This window comes from Citrobacter braakii (assembly GCF_002075345.1).
In the GTDB taxonomy this organism is placed as follows: domain Bacteria; phylum Pseudomonadota; class Gammaproteobacteria; order Enterobacterales; family Enterobacteriaceae; genus Citrobacter; species Citrobacter braakii.
In genome coordinates this window covers 25,770-52,303 of record NZ_NAEW01000008.1, presented here as the reverse complement: position 1 = coordinate 52,303, position 26,534 = coordinate 25,770, and the positions used below count along the sequence as shown (strand labels likewise).

The following is a 26,534-nucleotide window of genomic DNA, read 5'->3' as shown; positions in this document are numbered from 1 at the left end:
ACCCTTAAGGTTAATCGGCTAAACGCGCCAGCAATAAATCACCCGATGAGGAGACTGCGCTTATGCGCGCCTCTCGACCTTGCGCCTGATATTCAATGTGTATTTCGACGTCCGGGTCTGGCAGTACACCTTTACCTTGTTGCGGCCATTCCACCAGGCAGATGGCGTCATTGGCAAAATAATCGCGGATCCCCATAAATTCCAGCTCCTCTGGGTCCGCAAGTCGGTACAGATCGAAGTGATATACCATCAAATTATCGAGCGAATAGGGTTCAACCAGCGTATAGGTGGGGCTTTTTACATTTCCTTTGTGACCTAACGCCTGCAGGAATCCCCGGCTGAAAGTGGTTTTACCCGCCCCCAGGTCGCCGTACAAATAAATTACCGTCGCGCCATCACAGGCTTTGGCTACCCGCAGTCCCAGGTCTAAAGTCGCCTGCTCATCAGGTAGTGGAATTACTCGATTCATCATGATAAACGTCAATCACATCAGGGTTAACAATACGCTGTAGCGTGGTAAAGAGATCTGTCGCCAGCATGCCGCGCGTACCAAAACGCGCCGCCAGCACATCCGCCGCCGCACCGTGCGCGACACAGCCCGCACATGCCGCATCATACGGGGTAAGCTTCTGTCCGAGCAATGCGCCAATAATACCGGAAAGCACATCACCCATTCCGCCGCTGGCCATTCCAGCATTGCCGGTATCAATAATACCCAATTCGGCCTGTTCGGCAGCAACAACCGTACCCGCGCCTTTCAGCACGACGACGCCTCCGTACCGTTTTACCAGACGTTGTGCACAAAGTAATCGATCGTCTTCAATTTCTGCAATGGAACAGCCCAGAAGTCGCGCGGCTTCACCAGGATGCGGCGTGATCACGCGATTGTGACGTTTATCGGGGTTGATTGCCAGCAGGTTCAGCGCATCCGCATCCCAGAGCATCGGTTTGCGAAAATTCTCTACCTTCTGCAGCGCTTTTTTACCCCATTCCTGCTGACCAAGCCCTGGTCCTATCACCACAACATCCGCCCACGCCAGGCTCTCCTCCAGAGTCTGCGGCGTCAGCGTATCGACCATCAGTTCCGGTCTGGCAGTCAGAATAGGCGCAATATTTTCACTTCGGGTCAGCACTTTGACCAACCCGGCTCCTGCACGCAGCGCCGCTTCACCGGCCATGCGTATTGCGCCAGCCGTGCCGTGGTCACCACCGATGATCACCAGCCGACCGTGGGAGCCTTTGTGCGAGGTGGGTCGACGCGGCGTTAACCAGTGTACAAGCTGTTGAGCATCAAACCGTTGCAGCGGCGCGTTCTGCCCCGCCAGCCAGTCGTCCAGTCCGAGTGCGTTAACATGCAGGCGTCCGGTGACATCGCGCGCTTTACCGGTTAGCAGACCAGGCTTCAACGCAATAAAGGTCACGGTGTGCGCCGCATTGATAACCGCGCCCGGCGCCGCGCCCGTCTGCGCCAGCAGGCCGGATGGAATGTCTATCGCCACGACAGGGGCAGGATGGTGATTGGCACGTTCGATCAATGCCGAGAGAGGCTCACGCGGCGCGTGTTTTAAGCCCGTGCCTGACAGCGCATCAATAATGATGTCCACGCGATCTGGCCAATTGATATCCGCAGCATGAATGACGCCACCGGCGTTAAGCCAGGCGTCGCGCGCCTGCTGTGCTTCCTCAGGGAGCGCTTTATCACTCTCCTGTGCCAGCAACGTAATATCAAGCCCCTGAGCTTTGGCAAGCCTTGCCACCACGTAACCATCACCACCGTTGTTGCCATGACCACATAGCACCAGCCAGTGCTGAGCGTTTGGATATGTCTCGCGGGTGACCTGAAACGCCGCCTCTCCCGCCCGTTGCATCAGCTCGTACAACGTCAGTCCTAAACTGTCTGCCGCCTCTCGCTCCATCCGCCTGATGTCATCGGCGTGCCAAATGGAGTGTGGTATACTTGCGGGGTTTTTCTTCATTGTATGGTCCGTCATGTCAGAGCCCCTCGATCTCAATCAGTTAGCGCAAAATATTAAGCAGTGGGGGCTGGAGCTTGGCTTTCAGCAGGTCGGTATTGCTGATACCGACCTCAGCGAAGCGGAGCCCAAACTGCAGGCCTGGCTGGATAAACACTATCACGGCGAGATGGACTGGATGGCCCGTCACGGCATGATGCGCGCCCGACCTCACGAATTATTACCCGGTACGCTACGTGTCATCAGCGTACGTATGAACTATCTTCCTGCCAATGCGGCCTTTGCCAGCACGTTGAAAAACCCCTCTCTGGGTTACGTCAGCCGTTACGCGCTTGGGCGTGACTACCATAAACTGCTGCGTAACCGCTTAAAAAAGCTGGGAGAGAGGATTCAACAGCACTGCGTTTCGCTGAATTTTAGACCTTTTGTCGATTCTGCGCCCATTCTTGAGCGTCCATTAGCGGAAAAAGCCGGGCTTGGCTGGACAGGTAAGCACTCACTTATCCTCAATCGCGCAGCCGGTTCATTTTTCTTTCTCGGGGAATTACTGATCGATTTGCCCCTGCCGGTCGACAACCCAGTAGAAGAAGGATGCGGGAAATGCGTCGCCTGTATGACCATCTGTCCCACCGGAGCCATCGTTGAACCCTACACGGTAGATGCGCGCCGCTGTATCTCTTATCTCACTATCGAACTGGAAGGTGCGATCCCGGAAGAGTTTCGTCCCCTGTTGGGGAATCGAATTTACGGCTGCGATGATTGCCAACTCATTTGCCCGTGGAACCGTTACTCTCAGTTGACGACAGAGGATGACTTCAACCCACGCAAACAACTTCATGCTCCAGAGTTAATAGAGCTGTTTAGCTGGAGCGAAGCGTGGTTTTTAAAAGTCACGGAGGGGTCTGCTATTCGTCGTATTGGTCACCTGCGCTGGCTGCGAAATATCGCTGTTGCGCTGGGTAATGCCCCATGGGATGAAGCCGTTATTCACGCGCTGGAAAGTCGCAGAGGTGAGCACCCACTTCTCGACGAACACATAGAGTGGGCGGTTGCTCAGCAAATCGAGAAGCGAAATGCCTGCGTAGTTGAAGTGCAGTTACCGAAGAAACAACGTTTGGTCAGGGTCATTGAAAAGGGTCTGCCGCGTGACGCTTAAGTCATCCACAGCTTGTGTATAAAAATAAAAACACATTGATATTCAAGAGGGAAAAAATCGTCAAGTGATCGCATTAACAATTTGAAATGATAATTAATTCAATATTTTCAAAGAGTTAAAATGATACTATTCACCCGACTAAGTTTTTTGCATTCCAGGAATAATACCCGAACCTGTGGATAAGTCTGTTTACAAGAGTATGTCAATGACGAAACAAAACGTCCCCAACGTATTTATTCGCTGTGGATATTTTTATTGGGGTAAGAATTTGGAGCGGGAAACGAGACTCGAACTCGCGACCCCGACCTTGGCAAGGTCGTGCTCTACCAACTGAGCTATTCCCGCTTGGGTGTGTCTGTGCTTTGTAGACATAAGCACTTTCAAATTTTGGAGCGGGAAACGAGACTCGAACTCGCGACCCCGACCTTGGCAAGGTCGTGCTCTACCAACTGAGCTATTCCCGCTTAATCTTCGTCTTTCGAACCACTACTGCGTTGGCTGCCTTCATTCGCCTAAGTCACTTACTTCGGTAAGCTTCTAAGGACTCATTCAGTTGCCGCCTTGTCGCAATTCGAAATTCTGCGATTGGTGGTCTGTGCTTTACAAGCACTTTCAAATTTTGGAGCGGGAAACGAGACTCGAACTCGCGACCCCGACCTTGGCAAGGTCGTGCTCTACCAACTGAGCTATTCCCGCAAATTTGTACTGCTTTTGCTGCTGCCGTAACGTGTAATTCTCTGTCGTTACGGGAGGCGCATTATACGAGAAATCCGTTTAGCTGCAACCCCCCTAAAAGCGATTTTTTCGTTTTTCTGTTTAAGTGCTGAATTTATCGGCAAGTCGTCTAATTTAGCGACAATCCAGCCTCAGTGCAAGCGCGCAGGAACGATATTCGCAGGCCGGGTAAGCCGCAGCGCCGTCCGGCCATCCACAAAATCAAAGCTTAATAAAATGTTCGCGATAGTAAGCAAGCTCAGCAACAGATTCACGAATATCGTCCATCGCCTGATGCGTTCCCTGCTTGGTGAAGCCAGCAAGAATTTCCGGCTTCCAACGACGCGCCAGCTCTTTCAGCGTACTGACGTCAAGATAGCGATAATGGAAATATGCCTCCAGCTCCGGCATGTATTTAAACAGGAAACGACGATCCTGACCGATGCTGTTGCCGCAGATAGGTGATTTCCCTTCTGGAACCCACTCTTTCAAAAAAGCCAGCGTAGCCAGTTCAGCTTCACGATCCCCCATGGTGCTCGCCTTCACGCGATCCACTAGCCCACTACCGGTATGCGTACGTACGTTCCAGTCATCCATTAATGCCAGCTGTTCGTCGGACTGGTGCACCGCAATTGTCGGTCCTTCAGCCAGAATATTCAGGTTGGCATCCGTCACCAGCGTGGCTATCTCAATTATGCGATCGCGCTCGGGATCCAGACCTGTCATCTCCAGATCGATCCAAATCAGGTTGTTTTCATTGGCACTCATGCTATTTTCCACCCTTCAGCGTCACATTCAGTGTGACTATATTCATCTAAAATTGCGTGTATCATAAATGTTTTGCCCATTATGGGCGACCAGGAGTCAGTCCGATTGAGTAAGAATAAACTCTCCAAAGGCCAACAGCGCCGTGTGAACGCCAATCACCAGCGTCGTCTGAAAACGTCCACGGAGAAGCCAGACTACGACGACAACCTGTTTGGCGAAACCGCTGAAGGCATCGTTATCAGCCGTTTTGGCATGCATGCCGACGTGGAATCTGCTGACGGTGAGATTCACCGCTGCAACATCCGCCGTACAATTCGCTCGCTGGTCACCGGCGATCGCGTTGTCTGGCGCCCGGGAAAAGCAGCAGCAGAAGGCGTGAATGTCAAAGGCATCGTTGAGGCGGTACACGAGCGTACCTCGGTACTGACACGCCCCGACTTTTACGACGGGGTGAAACCCATTGCCGCCAACATCAACCAGATCGTTATTGTCTCAGCCATCTTACCCGAGCTGTCACTCAATATTATCGACCGGTATCTGGTAGCCTGTGAAACGCTACACGTTGAACCAATTATCGTCTTGAATAAGATCGATCTGCTGGATGATGAAGGCATGGCCTTTGTTAACGAACAGATGGATATTTATCGCCACATTGGCTATCGCGTGTTGATGGTATCAAGCCGCACGAAAGACGGCCTGAAACCGCTTGAAGAAGCATTAACCGATCGCATCAGCATTTTTGCCGGTCAGTCGGGCGTTGGTAAATCTAGCCTGCTCAATAATCTTCTCGGCCTGCAGGAAGAGATCCTGACCAACGATGTCTCCGACAACTCCGGCCTTGGACAGCACACCACCACTGCCTCTCGCCTGTATCATTTCCCGCACGGTGGCGACGTTATCGACTCCCCTGGCGTACGTGAGTTCGGGTTGTGGCATCTGGAGCCGGAACAAATCACACATGGTTTTGTCGAATTCCATGACTACCTGGGCCACTGCAAATACCGCGACTGCAAGCATGATACCGACCCAGGCTGCGCTATCCGTGAGGCCGTAGAAAAAGGGGCAATAGCCGAAACTCGGTTTGAAAATTATCACCGCATCCTGGAAAGCATGGCGCAGGTAAAAACACGTAAAAACTTTTCTGATACAGACAACTGACAACTAAGCTAAGCATCGCTAGAATCGTCCCCCTTTTTTCAGGATCCGGCCCGTATGCCGGATCGGGAACAAATTATGGCCTGGAGGCTACCTTGTTAAACTCATTTAAGCTTTCGCTACAATACATTCTGCCGAAACTATGGCTCACTCGCCTGGCGGGTTGGGGTGCGAGCAAACGAGCAGGATGGCTGACTAAACTGGTTATCGATCTGTTCGTGAAATATTACAAGGTCGATATGAAAGAGGCGCAAAAGCCGGATACCGCCAGCTATCGCACCTTTAACGACTTCTTTGTTCGCCCACTGCGCGACGACGTTCGCCCGATTAACACCGATCCAAACGTACTGGTCATGCCTGCTGACGGCGTGATTAACCAGTTAGGAAACATCGAAGAAGACAAACTACTGCAGGCCAAAGGGCACAGCTATACCCTTGAAGCACTGCTGGCCGGCAACTACCAGATGGCGGACAAATTCCGCAACGGTACGTTTGTGACCACTTACTTATCTCCACGCGATTACCACCGTGTACATATGCCGTGTAACGGTATCCTGCGTGAAATGATGTACGTGCCAGGCGATCTCTTCTCTGTAAATATCCTGACTGCGCAAAACGTTCCAAACCTGTTTGCACGCAACGAACGCGTAATCTGTCTGTTTGATACCGAATTTGGCCCGATGGTGCAGATTCTGGTCGGCGCGACCATCGTCGGCAGTATTGAAACCGCATGGGCTGGCACCATTACCCCACCGCGTGAAGGCGTCATCAAACGCTGGACCTGGCCGGAAGGTGAAAGCGAAGGGTCGGTGGCGCTGCTGAAAGGTCAGGAAATGGGCCGCTTTAAGCTCGGTTCCACCGTTATCAACCTGTTCGCGCCTGGCAAAGTTAACCTGGTTGAGCAGTTGCAGGACCTTTCAGTGACCAAAATCGGCCAGCCAATGGCCATCTCGACCGAGATATTCGTGACGCCAGCGGCAGAACCTGCCCCGCTTGCGAAAGAAGAGATCGAAGCAGAACACGACGCCAGCCCGCTGGTTGACGACAAAAAAGACGAAAGTTAAACATAGGAATCGCTGCTGTGCGCCTGATTATCACTTTTCTGATGGCCTGGTGCCTCAGCCTGGGGGCGTACGCTGCGACGGCCCCCGATGCCAAACAACTCACCCAGGAACTGGAGCAGGCAAAAGCGGCGAAACCTGCTCAGCCAGAAACCGTTGAGGCTCTCCAGTCCGCGCTGAATGCCCTCGAGGAGCGTAAAGGTTCTCTCGAGCGTGCCCAGCAATATCAGCAGGTTATTGATAACTTCCCCAAGCTGTCCGCAACATTACGCGCGCAGCTTAGCAACCTGCGCGACGAACCGCGCAATGTGCCAACCGGACTCACCACCGATGCGTTAAACCAGGAGATCCTCCAGGTCAGCAGCCAACTGTTGGAAAAGAGTCGTCAGGCCCAGCAGGAGCAGGATCGCGCCCGGGAAATCGCAGACTCGTTAAGCCAGCTTCCTCAACAGCAAACCGATGCCCGCCGCCAGCTAAATGAGCTTGAGCGACGTATTGGTACCGCCAACTCTAATCCCGCGCAGAATCAGGCGATGCAGGCTGAATCCGCCAAACTCAAAGCCCTGGTCGATGAACTGGAGCTGGCGCAGCTTTCCGCTAATAACCGCCAGGAGCTGGCGCGTATGCGCTCAGAGCTGGCGGAAAAACAGAGCCAGCAGCTCGATACTTACCTGCAGGCTTTGCGCAACCAGCTCAACAGTCAACGTCAGCGTGAAGCAGAGCGAGCGCTGGAAAGCACCGAACTGTTGGCGGAAAACAGCGCGGGACTGCCGGAAGGTATTGTCGACCAGTTCAAGGTTAACCGCGAACTGTCTCAGGCATTAAACCAGCAGGCGCAACGTATGGACCTGGTCGCCTCGCAACAGCGTCAAGCCGCCAGCCAAACGCTGCAGGTGCGCCAGGCATTGAATACGCTGCGAGAGCAGTCTCAGTGGCTTGGGGTCTCAAATATGCTGGGAGAAGCGCTGCGCGCGCAGGTATCCCGTTTACCGGAAATGCCCAAGCCTCAGCAGTTGGATACTGAAATGGCGCAGCTTCGCGTGCACCGTATGCGCTATGAGGATCTCCTCAACAAACAGCCGCAGTTGCGTCAGATTCATCAGGCCGATGGACAACCGCTGACCGCTGAACAGAGCAGCATTCTCAACGCCCAGTTACGCACCCAGCGTGAGCTGCTGAACTCTTTGTTACAGGGCGGCGATACGCTGATCCTTGAGCTGACCAAGCTCAAAGTCTCTAACAGCCAACTGGAAGATGCGCTAAAAGAGGTCAACGAAGCAACGCACCGCTATCTGTTCTGGACCTCGGACGTTAGCCCCATCTCCCTCTCCTGGCCTGTCGACATCGTCCAGGATCTGCGGCGTCTGATCTCATTAGATACGTTTAATCAGTTGGGCAAAGCCAGCATCATGATGCTGACCAGCAAAGAAACGCTGCTCCCGCTTTTCGCGGCATTGGTGCTGGTTGGCTTTAGCCTCTCTTCGCGCAAACACTTCACCCGTTTTTTGGAGCGTTCATCTGCGCGGGTCGGGAAAGTCACCCAGGACCACTTCTGGCTGACGATACGCACGGTGTTCTGGTCGATACTCGTCGCTTCTCCGTTGCCGGTGCTGTGGGCAACGCTCGGTTACGGATTGCAGGAAGCCTGGCCTTATCCATTAGCTGTCGCTATCGGGGATGGCGTTACCGCCACGGTGCCCATGCTGTGGGCAGTAATGATTTGCGCCACCTTTGCGCGCCCCAACGGTCTGTTCATTGCCCACTTTGGCTGGCCGCGTAACCGCGTCGCGAAAGCCATGCACTATTACCTGATGAGTATCGGGCTGATTGTGCCGCTGATCATGGCGGTGATTATGTTTGATAATCTCAATGACCGGGAATTCTCCGCCTCACTGGGGCGTCTGTGCTTTATTCTGATTTGCGGTGCGCTGGCGGTCGTGACCCTGAGCCTGAAACGCGCCGGGATACCGCTGTACCTCGATAAAGAAGGCAACAGCGATAACATGGTCAACAGCATGCTGTGGAATATGCTGATGGGCGCACCGCTGATTGCCATTCTCGCTGCGGCAGTGGGCTATCTCGCCACGTCGCAAGCTTTACTGGCGCGTCTGGAAACGTCCGTAGCTATCTGGTTCTTGTTACTGGTGGTGTATCACGTTATCCGCCGCTGGATGCTGATCCAGCGCCGCCGACTGGCGTTTGACCGCGCCAAGCATCGACGTGCCGAAATGCTGGCGCAGCGCGCACGGGGTGAAGAAGAACCAGCGCATTCCACCAGCCTTGAAGGCACGATTGATGTTGATGAAAGCGAAGTGGATCTGGATGCTATCAGCGCGCAATCACTGCGCCTGGTGCGCTCTATCCTGATGCTTATCGCCCTGCTCTCGGTCATTGTGCTGTGGTCAGAAATTCATTCCGCTTTCGGCTTCCTGGAAAATATCTCGTTGTGGGATGTCACCTCCACGGTGCAGGGTGTGGAAAGTTTAGAGCCGATAACGCTGGGTGCAGTGCTTATCGCAATCCTGGTGTTTATCATCACTACCCAGTTAGTGCGCAACCTGCCCGCGCTGCTGGAGCTGGCGCTGCTGCAACATCTCGATTTAACCCCCGGCACCGGTTACGCCATCACCACCATCACCAAGTACCTGCTGATGCTGATTGGCGGTCTGGTTGGCTTCTCAATGATCGGTATTGAGTGGTCCAAACTGCAATGGCTGGTAGCGGCTCTCGGTGTCGGTCTGGGCTTTGGTTTGCAGGAGATCTTCGCCAACTTTATTTCCGGCCTGATTATCCTCTTTGAAAAACCAATCCGCATTGGCGACACAGTGACGATTCGCGATCTTACCGGTAGCGTGACGAAAATTAATACCCGCGCCACGACCATCAGCGACTGGGACCGCAAAGAGATCATCGTGCCCAACAAAGCCTTTATCACCGAGCAGTTTATCAACTGGTCGTTATCGGATTCGGTCACCCGTGTGGTATTAACCATCCCGGCACCGTCGGAGGCTAACAGCGAGGAGGTTACGCAGATCCTCCTTACTGCCGCACAACGCTGCTCGCTGGTTATCGATAACCCGGCGCCAGAAGTCTTCCTGGTTGACCTGCAGCAAGGGATTCAAATCTTCGAACTGCGTATTTATGCCGCTGAGATGGGGCATCGTATGCCGCTGCGCCACGAAATCCACCAGCTGATTCTGGCTGGCTTCCGTGAGCACGGTATCGATATGCCGTTCCCACCGTTCCAGATGCGTCTGGAGAGCCTCGGCGGTAAGCAAACGGGAAGAACCTTAAGTTCTGCGGGCAGAAGCAGTCGCCCGGCGGGGAGTTTGTAAACAAAAATGATGCCGGATGGCAGCTTCGCCGAATCCGGCCTACGAAGAATCATTTTTGTAGGCCGGATTCAGCAGGAAGTTTACTCCACCGCCCACTCAGGCTCGTTGGCCGTGCGGCGGCTGTAGTTCTGATAAATCGCCATTGCCAACAGTGAGAAGAAGATCGGGCCTCCGGTCATCCACAATGCGCTGTTCCAGTCCCCAGCTTCAATCACCGGCTGGATGATGGTGAACACATTGGCAAACGTCACCACCAGCACAACCACCGATGTGGCCAGTAACGTCGCCGCTCGGGTTTTAAAGACAACAAACGGTCTTTCCAGGCCCGTACGGGCTTTAAAGAACGGAAACGCCAGCGCGAGGAACAGATACGGCAGCGTCATCGAGACGTTCGCCATCAGCGTCAGTTTGTTATAGAACGCTGAAGCCGTATCGCCGCCAAACGAAACCAGCAGGATAAACAGGCTCACCAGCAGGCACTGCAACCACATTGCCGTCGTCGGCATCCCCACGGCATTCAGTTTGGTCATCGGCGCTGGCCACAGCGCCTTCGGCGTTCCCTGAATAATCGCTTTTAGTGGCGAATAGCTGAGCGTGAAAAAAGCGCCGGTATAGGCGAGAAACATAGAAAGCCCGGTGATACGCGCGAACCACACCCCCGTCACCATCGCGGTTTCAGGAGAAACATGCAGCGCGTTACCTAACGTCATCCCGAGGCTTTTCATCAGGATATACGTTATATTGCCGAGGTTGACCGAGCTATTGCTTAATACTTGCTGCCAGTTGGTGCTAACGCCCCATAAAAATATGGCCAGTGAATAACCGACAGAAATGACAATCGCGGCAAAGACAATGCCTTTCGCAAAGTTCTTTTCTGGCTTTTCTGTTTTATCAACTAATCCACCCACGGCTTCTATTCCGCCGTAAGCAAAAATAGCAAACACAACAAATGACAACATGGCCAGACCGGACTGATATCCCGGATTAGGCGAGGAGATGAAATTAATATCCTGCGCAAAGTGACCACCAGTTAATAACAAAATAGCGACACTCACTAACAACAGAACTAAATTAAGACACATTACGGCAATTCCGCCTACTGCCGTAATACGAGCAATCTTATTAATACCCCGGGAGGCCACGCAGGTTACCAGAATCATCCAACCGACGGCGAGCAACCCGACGACCTGCGTAGGCTCAAGCCCCGCAAAACGCCAGTGCTGCGTCATGTCTGCGCCAAATAAGAAGGTTGAAAAAGGTACCCAGACTTTCGCTGCGGTACTTACCATCCATATTACATAGGAAGAAAACCACATAAACGTGCCGATAAACGCATAGCGTGGCCCAACGCTATTATTCATCCACGAATAGATTCCGCCCTCTTCTTTCCGATAGGCAGCCCCCATTTCCGCCATCATTAAAGCAAATGGGATAAAGAATAATAATGCAGAAAATATATACCACGGAATCGCGCTATACCCCATTAGATAGAATGCGGAGGGGCTATTCGCAAAACCGAAAACAGACGTAAATATCATGAGGATGAGACCTATAAGGCTCATCTTTTTTATTGTTTGGGTCATTAAACCATCCCTTACTCTGGCAAGCGTTTAACAAACGCCACTCACCGGTTGGCACTGCCCTCTTTTCAGAGTTCAGCGATAGAAAAATCAACACAGAATTGATACCTGAACGATATCAAATATCCAGGAGTAAATTGTGGCTATTAGAGGGTAAATGAAAAAATATGCTACAAAGTGGCTATTTCACCGCCACTTTGTATTGAAGGAGAGACGTTACGCGCGATCGACGGTAAATGCGATAACCTCGGCCAGGCTCTTTGCACCCAGCGCCAGCATCACCAGACGGTCAACGCCCAGCGCCACGCCAGAGCAATCCGGCATACCCACTTTTAACGCTTCAAGCAGGTTGGTGTCGATAGGCTGCTGCGGCAAGCCACGCGCGGCACGTTTGCGGTTATCCTGTTCAAACCGCTGCTGCTGTTCGCGCGCGTCGGTCAATTCATGGAAACCATTCGCCAGCTCAATACCTTTGTAGTAAACCTCGAAACGTTCAGCCACGCGGTGATCTTCGGTACTGATTTGCGCCAGTGATGCCTGGCTGGCCGGGAAATGATACACAAACGTCGGTTTGTCTTTGCCAATATGCGGCTCAACGCCCATCGTAAACAGCAACTGCAGTAAGGTGTCCCGGTCTTCTTCGGTATCGGCGATATTACTGAGATCCAATTTCGCCGCCACTTCCCGCAGTTGGGTTTTATCAGCAGACAGCGGGTCTATCTCCAGATGGCGCTGGAAGGCTTGCTGGTAAGAGAGACTTTCCGCAGGTGAGCAGTCCAGCACCTGCTGGAGCAAATCATCCACTTCATTCATCAGGCGATACATATCGTAGTGCGGACGATACCACTCGAGCATGGTGAATTCAGGGTTATGATGACGCCCCATCTCTTCATTACGGAAGCTGCGGCACAGTTGATACACCGGGCCGCATCCTGCCACCAGCAGGCGCTTCATATGGTATTCCGGGCTGGTCATTAAATAGAGATTCATTCCCTGGGCGTGTCCAGGGCCGACGAAACGCGTTTCGAACGGGAACAGATGGATGTCCGTTACCGTTGCCTGACTCATACAAGGGGTCTCAACCTCAAGCACGCCACGATCGGCAAAAAAGCGGCGAATCTCCGCTATAATTGCTGCACGTTTTAACAGATTGGGGATGGACGCGCTCGGCTGCCAGGTTGCCGTTTCGCTCATGGTTGTTTCTCCGATTTAAGACAAGGGCACGAAGTCTACTCGTATCGCGTTAACGAGACAAATTTCGCGCGCCAATAATCCACACTGGCAATTGGATAAAAAAAGCGACATGGGGTGGTTTAGTAATTAAATTAATCAAATTCAATGATAATTCCCCCCTTTGACACGCTAAAAAAATCGAACACGTCAAATTTCCCGCACATCCCTGAGACTATACTATTGTACCTATAAAGGAGCAGTGGAAACGCGTTCATAACCTGTTTGAAGCCGATGAAGCATCTGATTTCAGGCAGGAATGAAATAACAACAATCTGGAGGAATGTCGTGCAAACCTTTCAAGCCGATCTTGCCATTATAGGCGCCGGTGGCGCGGGATTACGTGCTGCAATTGCTGCCGCACAAGCAAATCCCAACGCTAAAATCGCACTGATCTCAAAAGTGTACCCAATGCGCAGCCATACCGTTGCTGCCGAAGGCGGCTCTGCTGCTGTCGCGCAGGATCATGACAGCTTTGACTACCATTTTCACGATACGGTAGCAGGCGGAGACTGGCTGTGTGAGCAGGATGTCGTGGATTACTTTGTCCACCACTGCCCAACTGAAATGACGCAACTGGAACAATGGGGCTGCCCATGGAGCCGCCGTGAAGACGGTAGCGTCAACGTACGTCGCTTCGGCGGTATGAAAATCGAGCGTACCTGGTTTGCCGCGGATAAAACCGGCTTCCACATGTTGCATACGCTGTTCCAAACATCTTTGCAGTTCCCGCAGATTCAGCGCTTTGACGAACACTTCGTTCTGGATATCCTGGTTGATGATGGCCATGCTCGCGGCCTGGTTGCCATGAACATGATGGAAGGCACGCTGATGCAGATCCGTGCTAATGCTGTTGTGATGGCAACGGGCGGCGCAGGTCGTGTTTACCGTTACAACACCAACGGTGGCATCGTAACCGGCGACGGTATGGGCATGGCGCTGAGCCACGGCGTTCCGCTGCGTGATATGGAATTCGTTCAGTATCACCCGACGGGTCTGCCAGGCTCTGGTATCCTGATGACCGAAGGCTGCCGTGGTGAAGGCGGTATCCTGGTCAACAAAAACGGCTACCGTTATCTGCAAGATTACGGCATGGGTCCGGAAACCCCGCTGGGCGAACCGAAAAACAAATACATGGAACTCGGTCCGCGCGACAAAGTTTCTCAGGCGTTCTGGCACGAATGGCGTAAAGGCAACACCATTTCCACCCCGCGTGGCGATGTGGTTCACCTCGACCTGCGTCACCTCGGCGAGAAAAAACTGCTCGAACGTTTACCGTTCATCTGCGAACTGGCGAAAGCCTACGTGGGTGTCGATCCGGTTAAAGAGCCGATCCCGGTACGTCCTACCGCGCACTACACCATGGGCGGTATCGAAACCGATCAGCACTGTGAAACCCGCATTAAAGGTCTGTTCGCTGTGGGCGAATGTTCCTCTGTTGGTCTGCATGGCGCTAACCGTCTGGGTTCTAACTCCCTGGCGGAACTGGTGGTCTTCGGTCGTATGGCCGGTGAACAGGCTGCAGAACGTGCTGCAACGGCTGGCGCTGCAAACAGTGCCGCGCTCGATGCGCAGGTTGCTGGCGTTGAAAAACGTCTGAAAGATCTGGTTAACCAGGAAGGTAACGAAAACTGGTCTAAGATCCGTGACGAAATGGGCCTGTCCATGGAAGAAGGTTGCGGTATCTACCGTACACCGGAACTCATGCAGAAAACCGTTGATAAACTGGCGGAGCTGCAGGAACGCTTCAAGCGCGTACGTATCACTGATACCTCCAGCGTCTTCAACACCGACCTGCTGTACACCATCGAACTGGGTCACGGTCTGAACGTTGCTGAATGTATGGCGCACTCTGCTCTGGCGCGTAAAGAATCCCGCGGCGCGCATCAGCGTCTGGATGAAGGCTGCACCGAGCGTGACGATGTGAACTTCCTCAAACACACCCTCGCCTTCCGCGATGCTGACGGCACGACTCGCCTGGAATACAGCGACGTGAAAATCACCACTCTGCCACCGGCTAAACGTGTTTACGGTGGCGAAGCGGAAGCAGCCGATAAGAAGGAGAAGGCGAATGGCTGAGATGAAAAACCTGAAAGTTGAGGTGGTGCGCTATAACCCGGAAACCGATACCGCGCCGCACAGTGCTTTCTACGAAGTTCCTTATGATGAAACCACGTCACTGCTGGATGCGTTGGGCTACATCAAGGATAACCTGGCACCGGACCTGAGCTACCGCTGGTCCTGCCGTATGGCGATCTGCGGCTCCTGCGGCATGATGGTCAACAATGTACCTAAACTGGCGTGCAAAACCTTCCTGCGTGATTACACCAACGGCATGAAGGTTGAAGCGCTGGGCAACTTCCCGATTGAGCGCGATCTGGTCGTCGACATGACGCACTTTATCGAAAGCCTGGAAGCGATCAAACCGTACATCATCGGTAACCCGCGCACACCGGATCAGGGTCCAAACACCCAGACTCCGGCGCAGATGGCGAAGTATCATCAGTTCTCCGGTTGCATCAACTGTGGTCTGTGCTACGCCGCGTGCCCGCAGTTCGGCCTGAACCCAGAGTTCATTGGACCGGCTGCGATTACGCTGGCGCATCGTTACAACGAAGATAGCCGCGACCACGGTAAGAAGGAGCGTATGGCTCAGTTGAACAGCCCGAACGGTGTCTGGTCCTGTACTTTTGTGGGCTACTGCTCCGAAGTCTGCCCGAAACACGTCGATCCGGCTGCGGCCATTCAGCAGGGTAAAGTTGAAAGTTCAAAAGACTTTCTTATCGCTACCCTGAAACCACGCTAAGGAGTGCACGATGACGACTAAACGCAAACCCTATGTGCGACCAATGACGTCCACCTGGTGGAAAAAGCTGCCATTTTATCGTTTTTACATGCTGCGCGAAGGCACGGCGGTTCCGGCAGTCTGGTTCAGCATTGAACTGATTATCGGCCTGTTTGCACTCAAGCATGGTGCAGAGTCCTGGATGGGCTTTGTCGCCTTTTTGCAAAACCCGGTGGTGGTGATCCTGAATATTATCGCCCTGGCAGCAGCGCTGCTGCATACCAAAACCTGGTTTGAGCTGGCGCCAAAAGCTGCCAACATCATCGTAAAAGACGAAAAAATGGGGCCAGAGCCGATCATCAAAGGTCTCTGGGCAGTTACTGTGGTTGCGACAGTAGTAATACTGTTTGTTGCCCTGTTCTGGTAAGGAGTCCGGAATGATTAATCCAAATCCAAAACGCTCTGACGAACCCGTATTCTGGGGCCTGTTTGGTGCAGGCGGTATGTGGAGCGCAATCATTGCGCCGGTGATGATCCTGCTGGTCGGCATTATGCTGCCGCTGGGCTTTGTTCCTGATGCTTTCAGCTATGAACGCGTACTGGCATTCGCTCAGAGCTTCATCGGACGTGCGTTTCTGTTCCTGATGATCGTTCTGCCGCTGTGGTGTGGTTTACACCGTATGCACCACGCGATGCATGACCTGAAAATCCACGTGCCTGCGGGCAAATGGGTATTCTACGGACTGGCAGCTATCCTGACCGTTGTAACGGCTATTGGGATCCTGACCATCTAATCGCATGCGTTAATTATCAGGCCCGCCAATGGCGGGCCTTTTTATTAGTGCAGCATCCCGGTCAACCAGCGGGAAAACTCACGCATCGCGGGCGTCTCCGGACGAGATTGTAAACGCGTTATCCAGTAACTCCCCAGATCAATCTGCGTTAGAAAAGGCTGCACGATACGTTCACTACTGAGCAAATGCGTGAACATTCTTACCGGTGCAATTGCCACACCAATCCCCGCCTGCGCGGCTTCCAGCATTGAGACGGACGAGTCAAACACCACCACGTTGTGCGTCGGTGACGGAGGCGCTTCTCCGGCGGCCTGCATCCAAAGCGTCCATTCATCACGCCGATACGATCGTAATAACGGAAATTTCAGGATGTCCACAGGTGCTTTAATCTGCGAGGCCAATGTCGGTGAACACAGCGGAGACATCAGCGCGCTACACAAATATTGCGCATCGGTATCGTGCCAGGCTCCTCCTCCGTAGCGAATAGTATAATCCAGCCCTTCGGCGGCGGGATCCACACGGTTATTGTGGGTGGAAATATGCAAATCAATATGCGGACAGTGGCGCTTAAAGTCGCTCAACAGAGGGAAAAGACAACCGACCGCAAAGGTCCCCACCACGCCAATTTTAAGTTTTTCCTGAGTCTGTTTAGTGGCAAAACGATCCAGCATCCCCGCCATACGATCGAAAGAGTCATTAAGTACAGGTAACAGACTTTCCCCTTCAGTCGTCAACATTAACCCTCGAGAACCACGCACAAAAAGCTGACAATTCAGCTGTTGCTCCAGCGCTTTCACATGCTGGCTTATTGCAGAATGCGTCACGTTGAGCTCAATCGCAGCGCGGGTAAAGCTGAGATGTCTGGCCGCTGCTTCAAAAGCCCGCAGCGAGTTAAGAGGGATATAGCTACGCGTCATTATCTGGCCTGTTAGAAAAACTTATATCTGCTGCTAAATTTAACCGTTTGTCAACACGGTGCAAATCAAACACACTGATTACGTCTGACGGGCCCGGACACCCTTTCGCTTTTAATTACGGAACTGATTTCATGATGAAAAAATCGATATGCTGCGCGCTGCTGCTGACAGCTTCTTTCTCCACGTTTGCCGCCGCAAAAACAGAACAACAAATTGCCGATATCGTTAACCGCACCATCACACCGCTGATGCAGGAGCAGGCAATTCCGGGCATGGCCGTTGCGATTATCTATCAGGGGAAACCTTATTACTTTACCTGGGGTAAAGCCGATATCGCCAATAACCGTCCAGTCACTCAACAAACGCTGTTTGAACTCGGTTCGGTCAGTAAAACGTTCAACGGCGTGCTGGGCGGCGATGCTATCGCCCGCGGCGAAATTAAGCTCAGCGATCCGGTCACGCATTACTGGCCTGAACTGACTGGTAAGCAGTGGCAGGGTATCAGCCTGCTGCACTTAGCCACCTACACGGCAGGCGGCCTGCCGCTTCAGGTTCCGGACGACGTTACGGATAAAGCCGCGTTACTACGCTTTTATCAAAACTGGCAGCCGCAATGGGCCCCAGGCGCTAAACGTCTTTATGCTAACTCCAGCATTGGTCTGTTTGGTGCCCTGGCGGTCAAACCCTCAGGCATGAGCTACGAAGAGGCGATGACCAAACGCGTCCTGCGCCCCTTAAAACTGGCGCATACCTGGATTACGGTTCCGCAGAGCGAACAAAAAGATTATGCCTGGGGTTATCGCGAAGGAAAGCCAGTGCATGTATCCCCTGGCCAACTTGATGCCGAAGCCTACGGGGTGAAATCGAGCGTTATCGATATGACCCGTTGGGTTCAGGCCAACATGGATGCCAGCCAGGTTCAGGAGAAAACGCTCCAGCAGGGCATCGAGCTTGCGCAGTCACGTTACTGGCGTGTTGGCGATATGTACCAGGGCCTGGGCTGGGAGATGCTGAACTGGCCGGTGAAAGCCGACTCGATAATTAGCGGTAGCGACAGCAAAGTGGCACTGGCAGCGCTTCCTGCCGTTGAGGTAAACCCGCCCGCGCCTGCCGTGAAAGCCTCATGGGTGCATAAAACGGGCTCCACTGGCGGATTCGGCAGCTACGTTGCTTTCGTTCCAGAAAAAAACCTTGGCATCGTGATGCTGGCAAACAAGAGCTACCCAAACCCTGTTCGCGTCGAGGCCGCCTGGCGCATTCTTGAAAAACTGCAGTAACGGACAAGGAGGCCCTGGATATTGGGCTTCCTTTCTTTCTCTTTTTTTCCTGCTGTCATCTACACTTAACAAAAATCCAGCAAGGAAAATCCCATGCGCATTCTGCCCGTCGTTGCTGCAGTTACGGCTGCATTTCTGGTTGTCGCTTGCAGCACCCCAACACCCCCGAAAGGTGTTACCGTAGTAAATAACTTTGATGCCACACGCTATCTGGGCACCTGGTATGAAATTGCGCGTTTCGACCATCGATTCGAACGCGGACTGGAAAAAGTGACTGCTACCTACAGCCTGCGCGACGACGGCGGTATCAATGTTATTAACAAGGGCTATAACCCGGACAGAGGAATGTGGCAGAAAACGGAGGGGAAAGCCTACTTCACTGGCGACCCAAACCGCGCTGCGCTCAAGGTCTCGTTTTTTGGCCCCTTCTATGGCGGGTATAACGTGATTGCCCTCGACAGGGAATATCGTCACGCGCTGGTTTGCGGGCCGGATCGCGACTACCTGTGGATCCTTTCACGGACCCCTACTATTTCAGATGAAATGAAACAGCAAATGCTGGCCATCGCGACCCGGGAAGGGTTTGAGGTGAATAAGCTGATTTGGGTAAAACAGCCTGGTGCTTAGTGGGTGCTCAGCTTGAGGCCAATAATACCGGCCACAATCAGCCCGAGGCTCAGTAACCGCGCCGGGCTGGCAGATTCACCCAGCAGCAGAATCCCTGTAATGGCCGCCCCGACTGCGCCGATACCCGTCCATACGGCATAGGCGGTTCCTACAGGCAACGTACGCATTGCCCAGGAGAGCATGGCGATACTGACGATCATTGCCACAATAGTGATAATGCTTGGCGTCAAACGCGTAAAACCGTGGGTATATTTCAGGCCAATCGCCCAGACAACTTCGAGCAGACCTGCAATTAATAAAACGATCCAGGACATATCAGGCTCCAGAACAATGGGGCCGTCCCCGGTGAAAGAAGCGTTTGCAGGTCGTCCTGCAAAGCTGATGTGTGAAATGGCATTTTTGCCCGAGAGAAAATGAATTTCAACCTTTTTATTCGCTGCCCGCTAAAAGCAAGAATTAAGCATAATTAGCGGCGTAGTTCCCGCATTTGGCACTCATCGGAGTTCTCTATGATGAAGGGCTTTCTGAATCCGGAAAGTCGATTGCCTCTCTTCTGAATGCGAAAAGGTTATGCTTAAAATTTTAGTGATTGACCGGTGCCACTTTACCCGCACAGGGATTGAGGCCTTGCTTAATCATTCTGGCAGGTTCAGCTCCTCATTTCTTGTGTCAGGGATCAATAATCTCCTGTTAGCAAAAGAGCATATTTTGCAGTGGAAGCCGCATCTGGTGATCGCGGATTTATACAGTTTTATTAGCGAGACGCATACCAGTCCGCCAATTAAACCCTTTTTCATGAGCTGCGGCGTCATCCCGCTGATTTTACTGCAATCAGTTGAAAGACAGCACACCTCAATAGCTTCCTCTCAATCCGTCACCTATTCGGTCTTAACCAAGCACACAACACTGAACGCGCTCTCACACACGATTCAGGAGGCGCTACAGCTTCGCCCCACATTAGAAATAGCCGAAAACGCGACTCCGCTGCTTACGCCGCAGGAGGAGAAAGTATTGTCGATGTGGATGGATGGTGTGAGTAACAATGCGATAGCCGCCGCACTCAGCATTCATGGCAAGACGGTCTACACCTATAAACGGAATATCCGCATGAAACTGCACATGGGGAACCGCTTCTCGCCGTTTCTCTCACTCCCCGGGAAGGGGAATTAACGGTACGACGTGACGTCGTACCGTTCATGATTATTGTTGAGCTTTTGTCGCTGCACCAGAGATTGCGCTACCGCCCTCAGAGATATCCTGCCCAACACCTTTCGTGGTATTGCACGCAGTCAACACTGAAGAAAGAACCAACACAGAAAAGATCGCAGCAATTGTCTTTTTAACCATAACGTCTTCCTTTTCTAGCCAATATTGTTTGTGTATAGCTCATTAATAATAGACAAGATCCGGAAGTGTGATGGATAAACAACCGTTTTTAAGACTATGAGAGAGTGTTAGCTGGCGGCGTGAGAGATTGAATTGCCAAGATGTTTGATGTCTTCACCGAAGCCGCGCGCGGTATTACAACCCGCCAGGAGAGTGCTGGTGAAAAGGATGAGCATTACAAGACTGAGAAGACGTTTCATCATTCCTGCCCTGGAAAAAGTATGGCGCAGCAACCTGCGCCATAAGATCAAATAGATATCTTATTTTACGCGAGAAACGTATTCGCCGGAGCGAGTATCCACTTTGATCACTTCACCGATCTGTACGAACAGCGGAACTTTAACGACTGCGCCAGTAGACAGAGTAGCCGGTTTGCCGCCAGTACCAGCGGTATCGCCTTTCAGACCTGGGTCAGTTTCAACGACTTCCAGCTCAACGAAGTTTGGCGGAGTCACGGAGATCGGCTGACCGTTCCACAGGGTCACGATGCATTCAGCCTGGTCCAGCAGCCATTTAGCGTTATCGCCTACCGCTTTCTCGTCTGCAGCCAGCTGTTCGAAAGTGGTGTTATTCATAAAGTGCCAGAACTCACCGTCGCTATACAGGAAGGTCAGGTTCATGTCGGCTACGTCTGCGCCTTCAGCGGAGTCGGTAGACTTGAAGGTTTTCTCTACGCGAGTACCGGTCAGCAGGCGACGCAGCTTAACGCGCGCAAATGCCTGGCCTTTACCTGGTTTAACGAATTCGCTGGCTTCAACCGCATAAGGTTCGCCGTCCAACATGATTTTAAGACCAGCACGAAAATCGTTGCTATAGTACGTTGCCATAAGGCCCTCTGAAAATTGTTAACTGGTAGCTAAGCCACAAAATGGCGCATATTGTAACCCTAAATACCCCATCCAGAGAAGATTGGTTATCGCAACTTGCCGATGTTGTGACCGATCCTGATGAACTTCTGCATCTTTTGAATATAGACGCAGATGAAAAACTGTTGGCCGGACGCGACGCGAGACGACTTTTCGCCCTGCGCGTACCGCGCGCCTTTATTGCTCGTATGGAAAAAGGCAATCCGGACGATCCGCTTTTGCGTCAGGTACTTACTTCCCAGGAAGAGTTTGTTGCTGCACCTGGCTACTCGACCGATCCGCTGGAAGAACAGCACAGCGTGGTCCCCGGTTTGCTGCATAAATATCGCAACCGGGCGCTGTTGTTGGTTAAAGGCGGTTGCGCGGTAAATTGTCGCTATTGCTTCCGCCGACACTTCCCGTATGCCGAAAACCAGGGCAATAAGCGCAACTGGCAGGTCGCCCTGGACTACATTAGCGCGCATCCTGAGCTGGATGAGATTATCTTCTCCGGTGGTGATCCGCTAATGGCCAAGGACCATGAACTGGACTGGTTACTCACGCAACTGGAAGCCATCCCGCACATTAAGCGTCTGCGCATTCACAGCCGTTTGCCGATTGTGATCCCCGCGCGCATTACTGAAGGACTGGTCCAGCGCTTTGCGCGCTCCTCCCTGCAGGTTCTGCTGGTCAACCACATTAACCACGCCAATGAGGTCGATGAGGCGTTTCACCAGGCGATGGTCCGACTGCGTACCGCTGGCGTCACGCTACTCAACCAAAGCGTTTTGCTGCGTGGCGTGAACGATAACGCACAAACGCTGGCGAACCTGAGCAACGCCCTGTTTGATGCGGGGGTGATGCCCTATTACCTGCACGTACTGGACAAAGTGCAAGGTGCCGCCCACTTTATGGTCAGCGACGATGAGGCACGTCACATTATGCGTGAACTGCTGACGTTGGTTTCCGGCTATATGGTCCCCAAACTGGCGCGTGAAATTGGCGGAGAGCCAAGTAAAACGCCGTTGGATCTGCAACTACGCCAACAATAACCATTATTGAGTGTCCGATTTCGGACACTCACCACGATTACTTATTATTTAAATCCTCACAAGTGGAGCCACGCTTTTAATCTGTGCTATTTTAATTAGTGCTATAAAATCATTAATTCATAATTTGTATTAGTAGAACCAAATTCAGAATATTAATAAATATATGGTTAGGGAGAACCTTTTATGGCTATAAGTATTAAGGGCATTAATACCGGTGTTATTCGTCAAAAGAATGAATTTATTGCTTTAGCATTAAAGATAAAAGAACCAAGGAATAAATCGTCGTTATTTTTTCTTTCTCCGCTTGGGCTAAGAGATCTGCTTATCGCCCTGGAAAGCAGGCTATCCGCTAAACATCAGCTTAGCGAAGAAGAGCATGCGCAATATGAGAAGGAATGCGATAAAGCCAGCCAAAAGATGCACGAAAATATTCCTTTGATTCAGGAAGATGAGCTAAAAAATGCCGACATTAATCGTCGCATAAATTCGCTGATGTTAGTGGATGACAAAGGCGAAAACTTAACATTTTCTCTGACACTGCATGATGGACAAACGTGTGAATTACTGATTAATGAACTACAGATTCGGGTGCTGGTCCATGCTGTTATTCATGCAATAAATAATGCTGGCATGCGGGAATTAGCGCTACGAATTACATCGCTGCTGGATTTCCTGCCGCTGTACGATGTTGATTGCCAGGCAAACGACAATCTGGAATACGACTCTTATACGCACCCCGAATGGAAACAAAGCCTGTTTAATCATTATCTGGCGATTATTTACCGCTATACGGATGATCAAGGAAAAGCCCAGTTCTGTGGTTCGGTAGTAAAAACTCGCGCCCCTTCCGGCAGCAAAGAGGCCGAAGCCATTACTCGCCGTCTTCTCGATTTCAGCCCACGGCTGAAAAAGCTTGCTGGTGTACCGTGCCAGGTGTTTGTCAGAACGTTGACGGGTGATAAGGCGCAAAAGCTCAATCAGGATCAGTGCCTGCGCGCGCTGCATCATTTACGCGCTCAGTCTGTGCATAACGCTCAAAATGCCTGATGTTTCTGCGCTTATCAGGCCGACGAATTTGTATCGTAGGCCTGATAAGACGTTTTAGCGTCGCCATCAGGCATCAACAGCATTTATCAATTTGGGCACTTATAAACCTGTCCGGTCATTTCACTGGCAGTAGGAACAAAGCTGGACAGCATTCCCTGTGATGGGCTGCTGACGCCATAAATCACGTTACCACCTATTGCCGCAGCCTGGTTACGCAGATCGTTTGCTGCGCCACGCATAGAGCCACCCTCTTCGCCGTGCTGGCCAGAAAGCCAGTTGTTTTGCGTACCGGTTGCAGTGCCAATCAGTTGACACTCTGCGCCAGGCTTCTCTTCGACGAAGCGTACGCTTTGCCCGGCTGAACTCAGTTCGTTGCTGGAGCTACAACCCGCCATCAGTAGCGCGGCACCAACGATCCCTGCTAAATATTTCACGTGCATGTCATTCCCCATAATCAATGAGCTGGACGTTATGTCCGTAGCTGAATCATATACTAAAAAGATGACCAAAAGAAAAACCCCCGGACATTTCTGCCCGAGGGTTTCTCATTTTTCGCGAGATACGTATTTAATCAAATAATTCAAGTTGCAGGCAGGCGGCAGGTTCATGAATCCCCCAGTGCTTACATGAGTAAGTGACTGGGGTAAACGAACGCAGCTAATGAACCTGCGGCTTGAAGTATGAAGATTAAATTACATCATGCCGCCCATTCCACCCATGCCGCCCATACCACCAGCAGCACCTAAGTCAGGCGCATCGCCTTTCGGCAGGTCAGTAACCATGCACTCGGTGGTGATCATCAGACCCGCAACAGAAGCCGCGTACTGCAGAGCTGAACGCGTTACTTTGGTTGGATCCAGGATACCCATGTCGATCATGTTACCGTATTCTTCAGTTGCAGCGTTGTAACCGTAGTTACCGTCACCCGCTTTCACGGTGTTAGCCACTACAGACGGCTCTTCGCCGCAGTTCAGTACGATTTGACGCAGCGGAGATTCCATTGCGCGCAGCGCAACTTTGATACCTACGTTCTGGTCTTCGTTCTGACCTTTCAGACCGGCAATTTTAGACGCTACGCGAATCAGCGCAACACCACCACCAGCAACCACGCCTTCTTCTACCGCAGCACGAGTCGCGTGCAGGGCATCTTCAACGCGGGCTTTCTTCTCTTTCATTTCAACTTCAGTCGCAGCACCAACTTTGATAACCGCAACGCCGCCTGCCAGTTTCGCTACGCGCTCCTGCAGTTTTTCACGGTCGTAGTCGGAAGTTGCTTCTTCGATCTGCTGACGAATCTGAGTCACGCGACCCTGGATTGCAGCTTCGTCACCCACGCCATCAATGATGGTGGTGGTGTCTTTGTTGATAACAACGCGTTTCGCCTGACCCAGATCTTCCAGAGTTGCTTTTTCCAGCTCCATACCGATCTCTTCAGAGATAACGGTACCACCGGTCAGGGTAGCGATATCCTGCAGCATCGCTTTACGACGGTCGCCGAAGCCAGGCGCTTTAACCGCCGCGACTTTCACGATACCGCGCATGGTGTTAACAACCAGAGTTGCCAGCGCTTCGCCTTCAACATCTTCAGCGATGATCAGCAGTGGTTTACCGGCTTTTGCTACTGCTTCCAGCACCGGCAGCATTTCGCGGATGTTGGAGATTTTCTTGTCAGCCAGCAGGATGAACGGGCTTTCCAGTTCTACTGCGCCAGTTTCCGGCTTGTTGATGAAGTAAGGAGACAGGTAACCACGGTCGAACTGCATACCTTCAACCACGTCCAGTTCGTCCTGCAGACCGGTACCGTCTTCAACGGTGATCACGCCTTCTTTACCGACTTTGTCCATCGCTTCAGCGATCAGTTTACCTACGGTTTCGTCGGAGTTAGCGGAGATAGTACCAACCTGAGCAATCGCTTTAGAGTCAGAGCACGGTACGGACAGTGCTTTCAGTTCTTCAACGGCAGCAGCGACAGCTTTGTCGATACCACGTTTCAGATCCATCGGGTTCATGCCCGCAGCAACGGCTTTCAGACCTTCAGTGATGATGGACTGCGCCAGTACGGTTGCGGTGGTGGTACCGTCGCCTGCAGCGTCGTTCGCTTTAGAGGCAACTTCTTTCACCATCTGCGCCCCCATGTTTTCGAACTTGTCTTCCAGTTCGATTTCACGGGCTACGGAAACACCATCTTTAGTGATGGTCGGTGCACCGAAAGATTTATCCAGAACTACGTTACGGCCTTTTGGACCGAGGGTAACTTTCACTGCATCTGCCAGTACGTTTACGCCGCGCAGCATTTTCACACGAGCGTCGTTACCGAATTTTACGTCTTTAGCTGCCATTTTCTCTTTCCCTTAAATTCGTATGTTCAGTGTCGTTCGCGGATTAGGCTTCAACAATTGCCAGGATGTCACTTTCAGACATGATCAACACTTCTTCATTGTCGATCTTCTCAGATTTAACACCGTAGCCATCGTTGAAAATAACGATATCGCCGACTTTAACGTCCAGCGGCTGTACGGTACCGTTGTCCAGGATGCGGCCCTTACCGACAGCGATGATTTCGCCACGAGTTGATTTACCTGCTGCAGAACCGGTCAGTACGATGCCGCCAGCAGATTTAGATTCAACTTCTTTACGTTTGACGATCACACGATCATGTAACGGACGAATACTCATTGATAGCTCTCCTTTGAGAAAGTCTTTATCAGTTATGGGTGACGCCGGCCCGTGAACGGTTTCCCGGCTAGTGACCAGAGAAATGGGGATGGGGCTTTGTACCTTCAAGGGGGCAAGCGAAAAAAAATTTATATCAGCAGAAAATTCCGTCAAAAC

General features: G+C 52.2%; 26 protein-coding genes and 3 tRNA genes. 13 read left to right on the top strand and 16 right to left on the bottom strand.

The genetic code is table 11. From position 1 onward, the window contains the following. Positions 1 to 10 precede the first annotated feature (10 nt). Both tsaE and nnr read right to left on the bottom strand, forming a co-directional pair. The gene (tsaE, locus tag BZK42_RS17560) at positions 11 to 472 is read right to left on the bottom strand and encodes a tRNA (adenosine(37)-N6)-threonylcarbamoyltransferase complex ATPase subunit type 1 TsaE (RefSeq protein ID WP_016151410.1); all 462 of its coding nucleotides are present in this window, start codon (positions 470 to 472) and stop codon (positions 11 to 13) included. Beyond that, a complete protein-coding gene (nnr, locus tag BZK42_RS17555) occupies positions 444 to 1,991 on the bottom strand; it encodes a bifunctional ADP-dependent NAD(P)H-hydrate dehydratase/NAD(P)H-hydrate epimerase (protein ID WP_080859590.1) in 1,548 nt (515 codons plus the stop codon). Before nnr ends, tsaE begins: the two co-directional genes overlap by 29 nt. On the opposite strand from nnr, the gene queG reads away from it, so the two are divergent. Further along, complete coding sequence (gene queG / locus BZK42_RS17550) at positions 1,990 to 3,129, top strand: tRNA epoxyqueuosine(34) reductase QueG (RefSeq protein ID WP_016155506.1); 1,140 nt, start codon at positions 1,990 to 1,992, stop codon at positions 3,127 to 3,129. The two genes, nnr and queG, sit on opposite strands and share 2 nt — an antisense overlap. A 269-nt stretch (positions 3,130 to 3,398) precedes the next feature. Here queG and BZK42_RS17545 read toward each other — a convergent pair. From BZK42_RS17545 to orn, 4 genes are all read right to left on the bottom strand, one after another. Next, positions 3,399 to 3,474: transfer RNA gene (locus BZK42_RS17545), tRNA-Gly, on the bottom strand. Between the two features lie 43 nt (positions 3,475 to 3,517). Then, positions 3,518 to 3,593: transfer RNA gene (locus tag BZK42_RS17540), tRNA-Gly, on the bottom strand. A gap of 156 nt (positions 3,594 to 3,749) precedes the next feature. Then, positions 3,750 to 3,825: transfer RNA gene (locus BZK42_RS17535), tRNA-Gly, on the bottom strand. A gap of 240 nt (positions 3,826 to 4,065) precedes the next feature. Continuing rightward, entirely contained in the window at positions 4,066 to 4,611 is a 546-nt protein-coding gene (gene orn, locus BZK42_RS17530) for an oligoribonuclease (RefSeq protein WP_016151407.1), read from the bottom strand. Positions 4,612 to 4,716: 105 nt separating this feature from the next. Between orn and rsgA the strand changes: the two genes are divergently transcribed. From rsgA to mscM, 3 genes are all read left to right on the top strand, one after another. Next, positions 4,717 to 5,769: a small ribosomal subunit biogenesis GTPase RsgA gene (gene rsgA / locus BZK42_RS17525; protein WP_019078196.1), complete on the top strand. Its 1,053-nt coding sequence runs from the start codon at positions 4,717 to 4,719 to the stop codon at positions 5,767 to 5,769. Between the two features lie 92 nt (positions 5,770 to 5,861). Then, the gene (gene asd, locus BZK42_RS17520) at positions 5,862 to 6,830 is read left to right on the top strand and encodes an archaetidylserine decarboxylase (protein ID WP_080859588.1); all 969 of its coding nucleotides are present in this window, start codon (positions 5,862 to 5,864) and stop codon (positions 6,828 to 6,830) included. A 17-nt stretch (positions 6,831 to 6,847) separates the two neighbouring features. Continuing rightward, positions 6,848 to 10,162, top strand: a complete 3,315-nt coding sequence (gene mscM / locus BZK42_RS17515; protein WP_016151404.1) for a miniconductance mechanosensitive channel MscM — start codon at positions 6,848 to 6,850, stop codon at positions 10,160 to 10,162. A gap of 80 nt (positions 10,163 to 10,242) precedes the next feature. Here mscM and yjeM read toward each other — a convergent pair whose 3' ends face one another. Together yjeM and epmA are read right to left on the bottom strand one after the other, a co-directional pair. After that, on the bottom strand, positions 10,243 to 11,745 hold the full coding sequence (gene yjeM / locus BZK42_RS17510; RefSeq protein WP_080859584.1) for a glutamate/gamma-aminobutyrate family transporter YjeM: 1,503 nt from the start codon (positions 11,743 to 11,745) through the stop codon (positions 10,243 to 10,245). A gap of 213 nt (positions 11,746 to 11,958) precedes the next feature. Then, positions 11,959 to 12,936 carry an elongation factor P--(R)-beta-lysine ligase gene (epmA, locus tag BZK42_RS17505; RefSeq protein WP_080859581.1) on the bottom strand — a complete coding sequence of 326 codons (978 nt, stop codon included), beginning with the start codon at positions 12,934 to 12,936 and terminating at the stop codon, positions 11,959 to 11,961. A 324-nt stretch (positions 12,937 to 13,260) separates the two neighbouring features. Between epmA and frdA the strand changes: the two genes are divergently transcribed. The 4 genes from frdA to frdD are packed head-to-tail and all read left to right on the top strand — an operon-like array spanning position 13,261 to position 16,551. Further along, positions 13,261 to 15,051: a fumarate reductase (quinol) flavoprotein subunit gene (gene frdA, locus BZK42_RS17500; RefSeq protein ID WP_016151402.1), complete on the top strand. Its 1,791-nt coding sequence runs from the start codon at positions 13,261 to 13,263 to the stop codon at positions 15,049 to 15,051. Beyond that, positions 15,044 to 15,778, top strand: coding sequence for a fumarate reductase iron-sulfur protein (gene frdB / locus BZK42_RS17495; protein WP_006686291.1), 735 nt, complete (start codon positions 15,044 to 15,046; stop codon positions 15,776 to 15,778). The genes frdA and frdB overlap by 8 nt, the downstream gene beginning before the upstream one ends. 10 nt (positions 15,779 to 15,788) lie before the next feature. Further along, the gene (gene frdC, locus BZK42_RS17490; RefSeq protein WP_016151401.1) at positions 15,789 to 16,184 is read left to right on the top strand and encodes a fumarate reductase subunit FrdC; all 396 of its coding nucleotides are present in this window, start codon (positions 15,789 to 15,791) and stop codon (positions 16,182 to 16,184) included. 10 nt (positions 16,185 to 16,194) lie between these two features. Beyond that, on the top strand, positions 16,195 to 16,551 hold the full coding sequence (gene frdD, locus BZK42_RS17485; protein ID WP_003025535.1) for a fumarate reductase subunit FrdD: 357 nt from the start codon (positions 16,195 to 16,197) through the stop codon (positions 16,549 to 16,551). A gap of 44 nt (positions 16,552 to 16,595) precedes the next feature. Here frdD and ampR read toward each other — a convergent pair whose 3' ends face one another. Continuing rightward, entirely contained in the window at positions 16,596 to 17,468 is an 873-nt protein-coding gene (ampR, locus tag BZK42_RS17480; protein WP_016155499.1) for a LysR family transcriptional regulator AmpR, read from the bottom strand. A gap of 131 nt (positions 17,469 to 17,599) precedes the next feature. Here ampR and blaCMY point away from each other — a divergent pair, with 131 nt between their 5' ends. Next, complete coding sequence (blaCMY, locus tag BZK42_RS17475; RefSeq protein WP_080859579.1) at positions 17,600 to 18,745, top strand: CMY-2 family class C beta-lactamase; 1,146 nt, start codon at positions 17,600 to 17,602, stop codon at positions 18,743 to 18,745. A 93-nt stretch (positions 18,746 to 18,838) separates the two neighbouring features. Then, positions 18,839 to 19,372 (top strand): lipocalin family protein, encoded by a 534-nt coding sequence (locus BZK42_RS17470; RefSeq protein WP_016151398.1) that lies wholly within the window; start codon positions 18,839 to 18,841, stop codon positions 19,370 to 19,372. On the opposite strand, the gene sugE is transcribed toward BZK42_RS17470, so the two are convergent. Next, positions 19,369 to 19,686, bottom strand: coding sequence for a quaternary ammonium compound efflux SMR transporter SugE (gene sugE / locus BZK42_RS17465; protein WP_016151397.1), 318 nt, complete (start codon positions 19,684 to 19,686; stop codon positions 19,369 to 19,371). The genes BZK42_RS17470 and sugE overlap by 4 nt on opposite strands. A gap of 256 nt (positions 19,687 to 19,942) precedes the next feature. Here sugE and BZK42_RS17460 point away from each other — a divergent pair, with 256 nt between their 5' ends. Continuing rightward, positions 19,943 to 20,542 carry a LuxR C-terminal-related transcriptional regulator gene (locus BZK42_RS17460; RefSeq protein ID WP_080859577.1) on the top strand — a complete coding sequence of 200 codons (600 nt, stop codon included), beginning with the start codon at positions 19,943 to 19,945 and terminating at the stop codon, positions 20,540 to 20,542. Between the two features lie 30 nt (positions 20,543 to 20,572). Here BZK42_RS17460 and ecnB read toward each other — a convergent pair whose 3' ends face one another. The 3 genes from ecnB to efp form a co-directional block, all read right to left on the bottom strand. After that, positions 20,573 to 20,719 carry a lipoprotein toxin entericidin B gene (ecnB, locus tag BZK42_RS17455; RefSeq protein WP_016151395.1) on the bottom strand — a complete coding sequence of 49 codons (147 nt, stop codon included), beginning with the start codon at positions 20,717 to 20,719 and terminating at the stop codon, positions 20,573 to 20,575. Between the two features lie 107 nt (positions 20,720 to 20,826). Further along, positions 20,827 to 20,961: a lipoprotein antitoxin entericidin A gene (gene ecnA / locus BZK42_RS17450; RefSeq protein ID WP_016151394.1), complete on the bottom strand. Its 135-nt coding sequence runs from the start codon at positions 20,959 to 20,961 to the stop codon at positions 20,827 to 20,829. A gap of 57 nt (positions 20,962 to 21,018) precedes the next feature. Continuing rightward, positions 21,019 to 21,585 carry an elongation factor P gene (gene efp / locus BZK42_RS17445; RefSeq protein ID WP_003025478.1) on the bottom strand — a complete coding sequence of 189 codons (567 nt, stop codon included), beginning with the start codon at positions 21,583 to 21,585 and terminating at the stop codon, positions 21,019 to 21,021. Positions 21,586 to 21,626: 41 nt separating this feature from the next. Between efp and epmB the strand changes: the two genes are divergently transcribed. Next, positions 21,627 to 22,655, top strand: coding sequence for an EF-P beta-lysylation protein EpmB (gene epmB, locus BZK42_RS17440; RefSeq protein WP_047358982.1), 1,029 nt, complete (start codon positions 21,627 to 21,629; stop codon positions 22,653 to 22,655). A 183-nt stretch (positions 22,656 to 22,838) separates the two neighbouring features. Next, a complete protein-coding gene (gene yjeJ, locus BZK42_RS17435) occupies positions 22,839 to 23,702 on the top strand; it encodes a YjeJ family protein (RefSeq protein ID WP_080859576.1) in 864 nt (287 codons plus the stop codon). An 86-nt stretch (positions 23,703 to 23,788) separates the two neighbouring features. Here the strand turns inward: yjeJ and BZK42_RS17430 are convergent, their stop codons facing one another. The 3 genes from BZK42_RS17430 to BZK42_RS17415 form a co-directional block, all read right to left on the bottom strand. Further along, positions 23,789 to 24,142 (bottom strand): DUF4156 domain-containing protein, encoded by a 354-nt coding sequence (locus tag BZK42_RS17430; RefSeq protein ID WP_080859575.1) that lies wholly within the window; start codon positions 24,140 to 24,142, stop codon positions 23,789 to 23,791. A 252-nt stretch (positions 24,143 to 24,394) separates the two neighbouring features. Next, entirely contained in the window at positions 24,395 to 26,041 is a 1,647-nt protein-coding gene (groL, locus tag BZK42_RS17420) for a chaperonin GroEL (RefSeq protein ID WP_003025464.1), read from the bottom strand. Between the two features lie 43 nt (positions 26,042 to 26,084). Continuing rightward, the gene (locus BZK42_RS17415) at positions 26,085 to 26,378 is read right to left on the bottom strand and encodes a co-chaperone GroES (protein WP_000027827.1); all 294 of its coding nucleotides are present in this window, start codon (positions 26,376 to 26,378) and stop codon (positions 26,085 to 26,087) included. Positions 26,379 to 26,534: the final 156 nt, after the last annotated feature.

Excerpts from the sequence above, each read along its gene's own strand:
- tsaE (WP_016151410.1), bottom strand. The coding sequence starts at position 472 with ATGATGAATCGAGTAATTCCACTACCTGATGAGCAGGCGACTTTAGAC.
- queG (WP_016155506.1), top strand. The coding sequence starts at position 1,990 with ATGTCAGAGCCCCTCGATCTCAATCAGTTAGCGCAAAATATTAAGCAG.
- nnr (WP_080859590.1), bottom strand. The coding sequence starts at position 1,991 with ATGACGGACCATACAATGAAGAAAAACCCCGCAAGTATACCACACTCC.
- orn (WP_016151407.1), bottom strand. The coding sequence starts at position 4,611 with ATGAGTGCCAATGAAAACAACCTGATTTGGATCGATCTGGAGATGACA.
- yjeM (WP_080859584.1), bottom strand. The coding sequence starts at position 11,745 with ATGACCCAAACAATAAAAAAGATGAGCCTTATAGGTCTCATCCTCATG.
- epmA (WP_080859581.1), bottom strand. The coding sequence starts at position 12,936 with ATGAGCGAAACGGCAACCTGGCAGCCGAGCGCGTCCATCCCCAATCTG.
- frdB (WP_006686291.1), top strand. The coding sequence starts at position 15,044 with ATGGCTGAGATGAAAAACCTGAAAGTTGAGGTGGTGCGCTATAACCCG.
- frdC (WP_016151401.1), top strand. The coding sequence starts at position 15,789 with ATGACGACTAAACGCAAACCCTATGTGCGACCAATGACGTCCACCTGG.
- frdD (WP_003025535.1), top strand. The coding sequence starts at position 16,195 with ATGATTAATCCAAATCCAAAACGCTCTGACGAACCCGTATTCTGGGGC.
- ampR (WP_016155499.1), bottom strand. The coding sequence starts at position 17,468 with ATGACGCGTAGCTATATCCCTCTTAACTCGCTGCGGGCTTTTGAAGCA.
- blaCMY (WP_080859579.1), top strand. The coding sequence starts at position 17,600 with ATGATGAAAAAATCGATATGCTGCGCGCTGCTGCTGACAGCTTCTTTC.
- BZK42_RS17470 (WP_016151398.1), top strand. The coding sequence starts at position 18,839 with ATGCGCATTCTGCCCGTCGTTGCTGCAGTTACGGCTGCATTTCTGGTT.
- sugE (WP_016151397.1), bottom strand. The coding sequence starts at position 19,686 with ATGTCCTGGATCGTTTTATTAATTGCAGGTCTGCTCGAAGTTGTCTGG.
- BZK42_RS17460 (WP_080859577.1), top strand. The coding sequence starts at position 19,943 with ATGCTTAAAATTTTAGTGATTGACCGGTGCCACTTTACCCGCACAGGG.
- ecnB (WP_016151395.1), bottom strand. The coding sequence starts at position 20,719 with ATGGTTAAAAAGACAATTGCTGCGATCTTTTCTGTGTTGGTTCTTTCT.
- ecnA (WP_016151394.1), bottom strand. The coding sequence starts at position 20,961 with ATGATGAAACGTCTTCTCAGTCTTGTAATGCTCATCCTTTTCACCAGC.
- efp (WP_003025478.1), bottom strand. The coding sequence starts at position 21,585 with ATGGCAACGTACTATAGCAACGATTTTCGTGCTGGTCTTAAAATCATG.
- epmB (WP_047358982.1), top strand. The coding sequence starts at position 21,627 with ATGGCGCATATTGTAACCCTAAATACCCCATCCAGAGAAGATTGGTTA.
- yjeJ (WP_080859576.1), top strand. The coding sequence starts at position 22,839 with ATGGCTATAAGTATTAAGGGCATTAATACCGGTGTTATTCGTCAAAAG.
- BZK42_RS17430 (WP_080859575.1), bottom strand. The coding sequence starts at position 24,142 with ATGCACGTGAAATATTTAGCAGGGATCGTTGGTGCCGCGCTACTGATG.
- groL (WP_003025464.1), bottom strand. The coding sequence starts at position 26,041 with ATGGCAGCTAAAGACGTAAAATTCGGTAACGACGCTCGTGTGAAAATG.
- BZK42_RS17415 (WP_000027827.1), bottom strand. The coding sequence starts at position 26,378 with ATGAGTATTCGTCCGTTACATGATCGTGTGATCGTCAAACGTAAAGAA.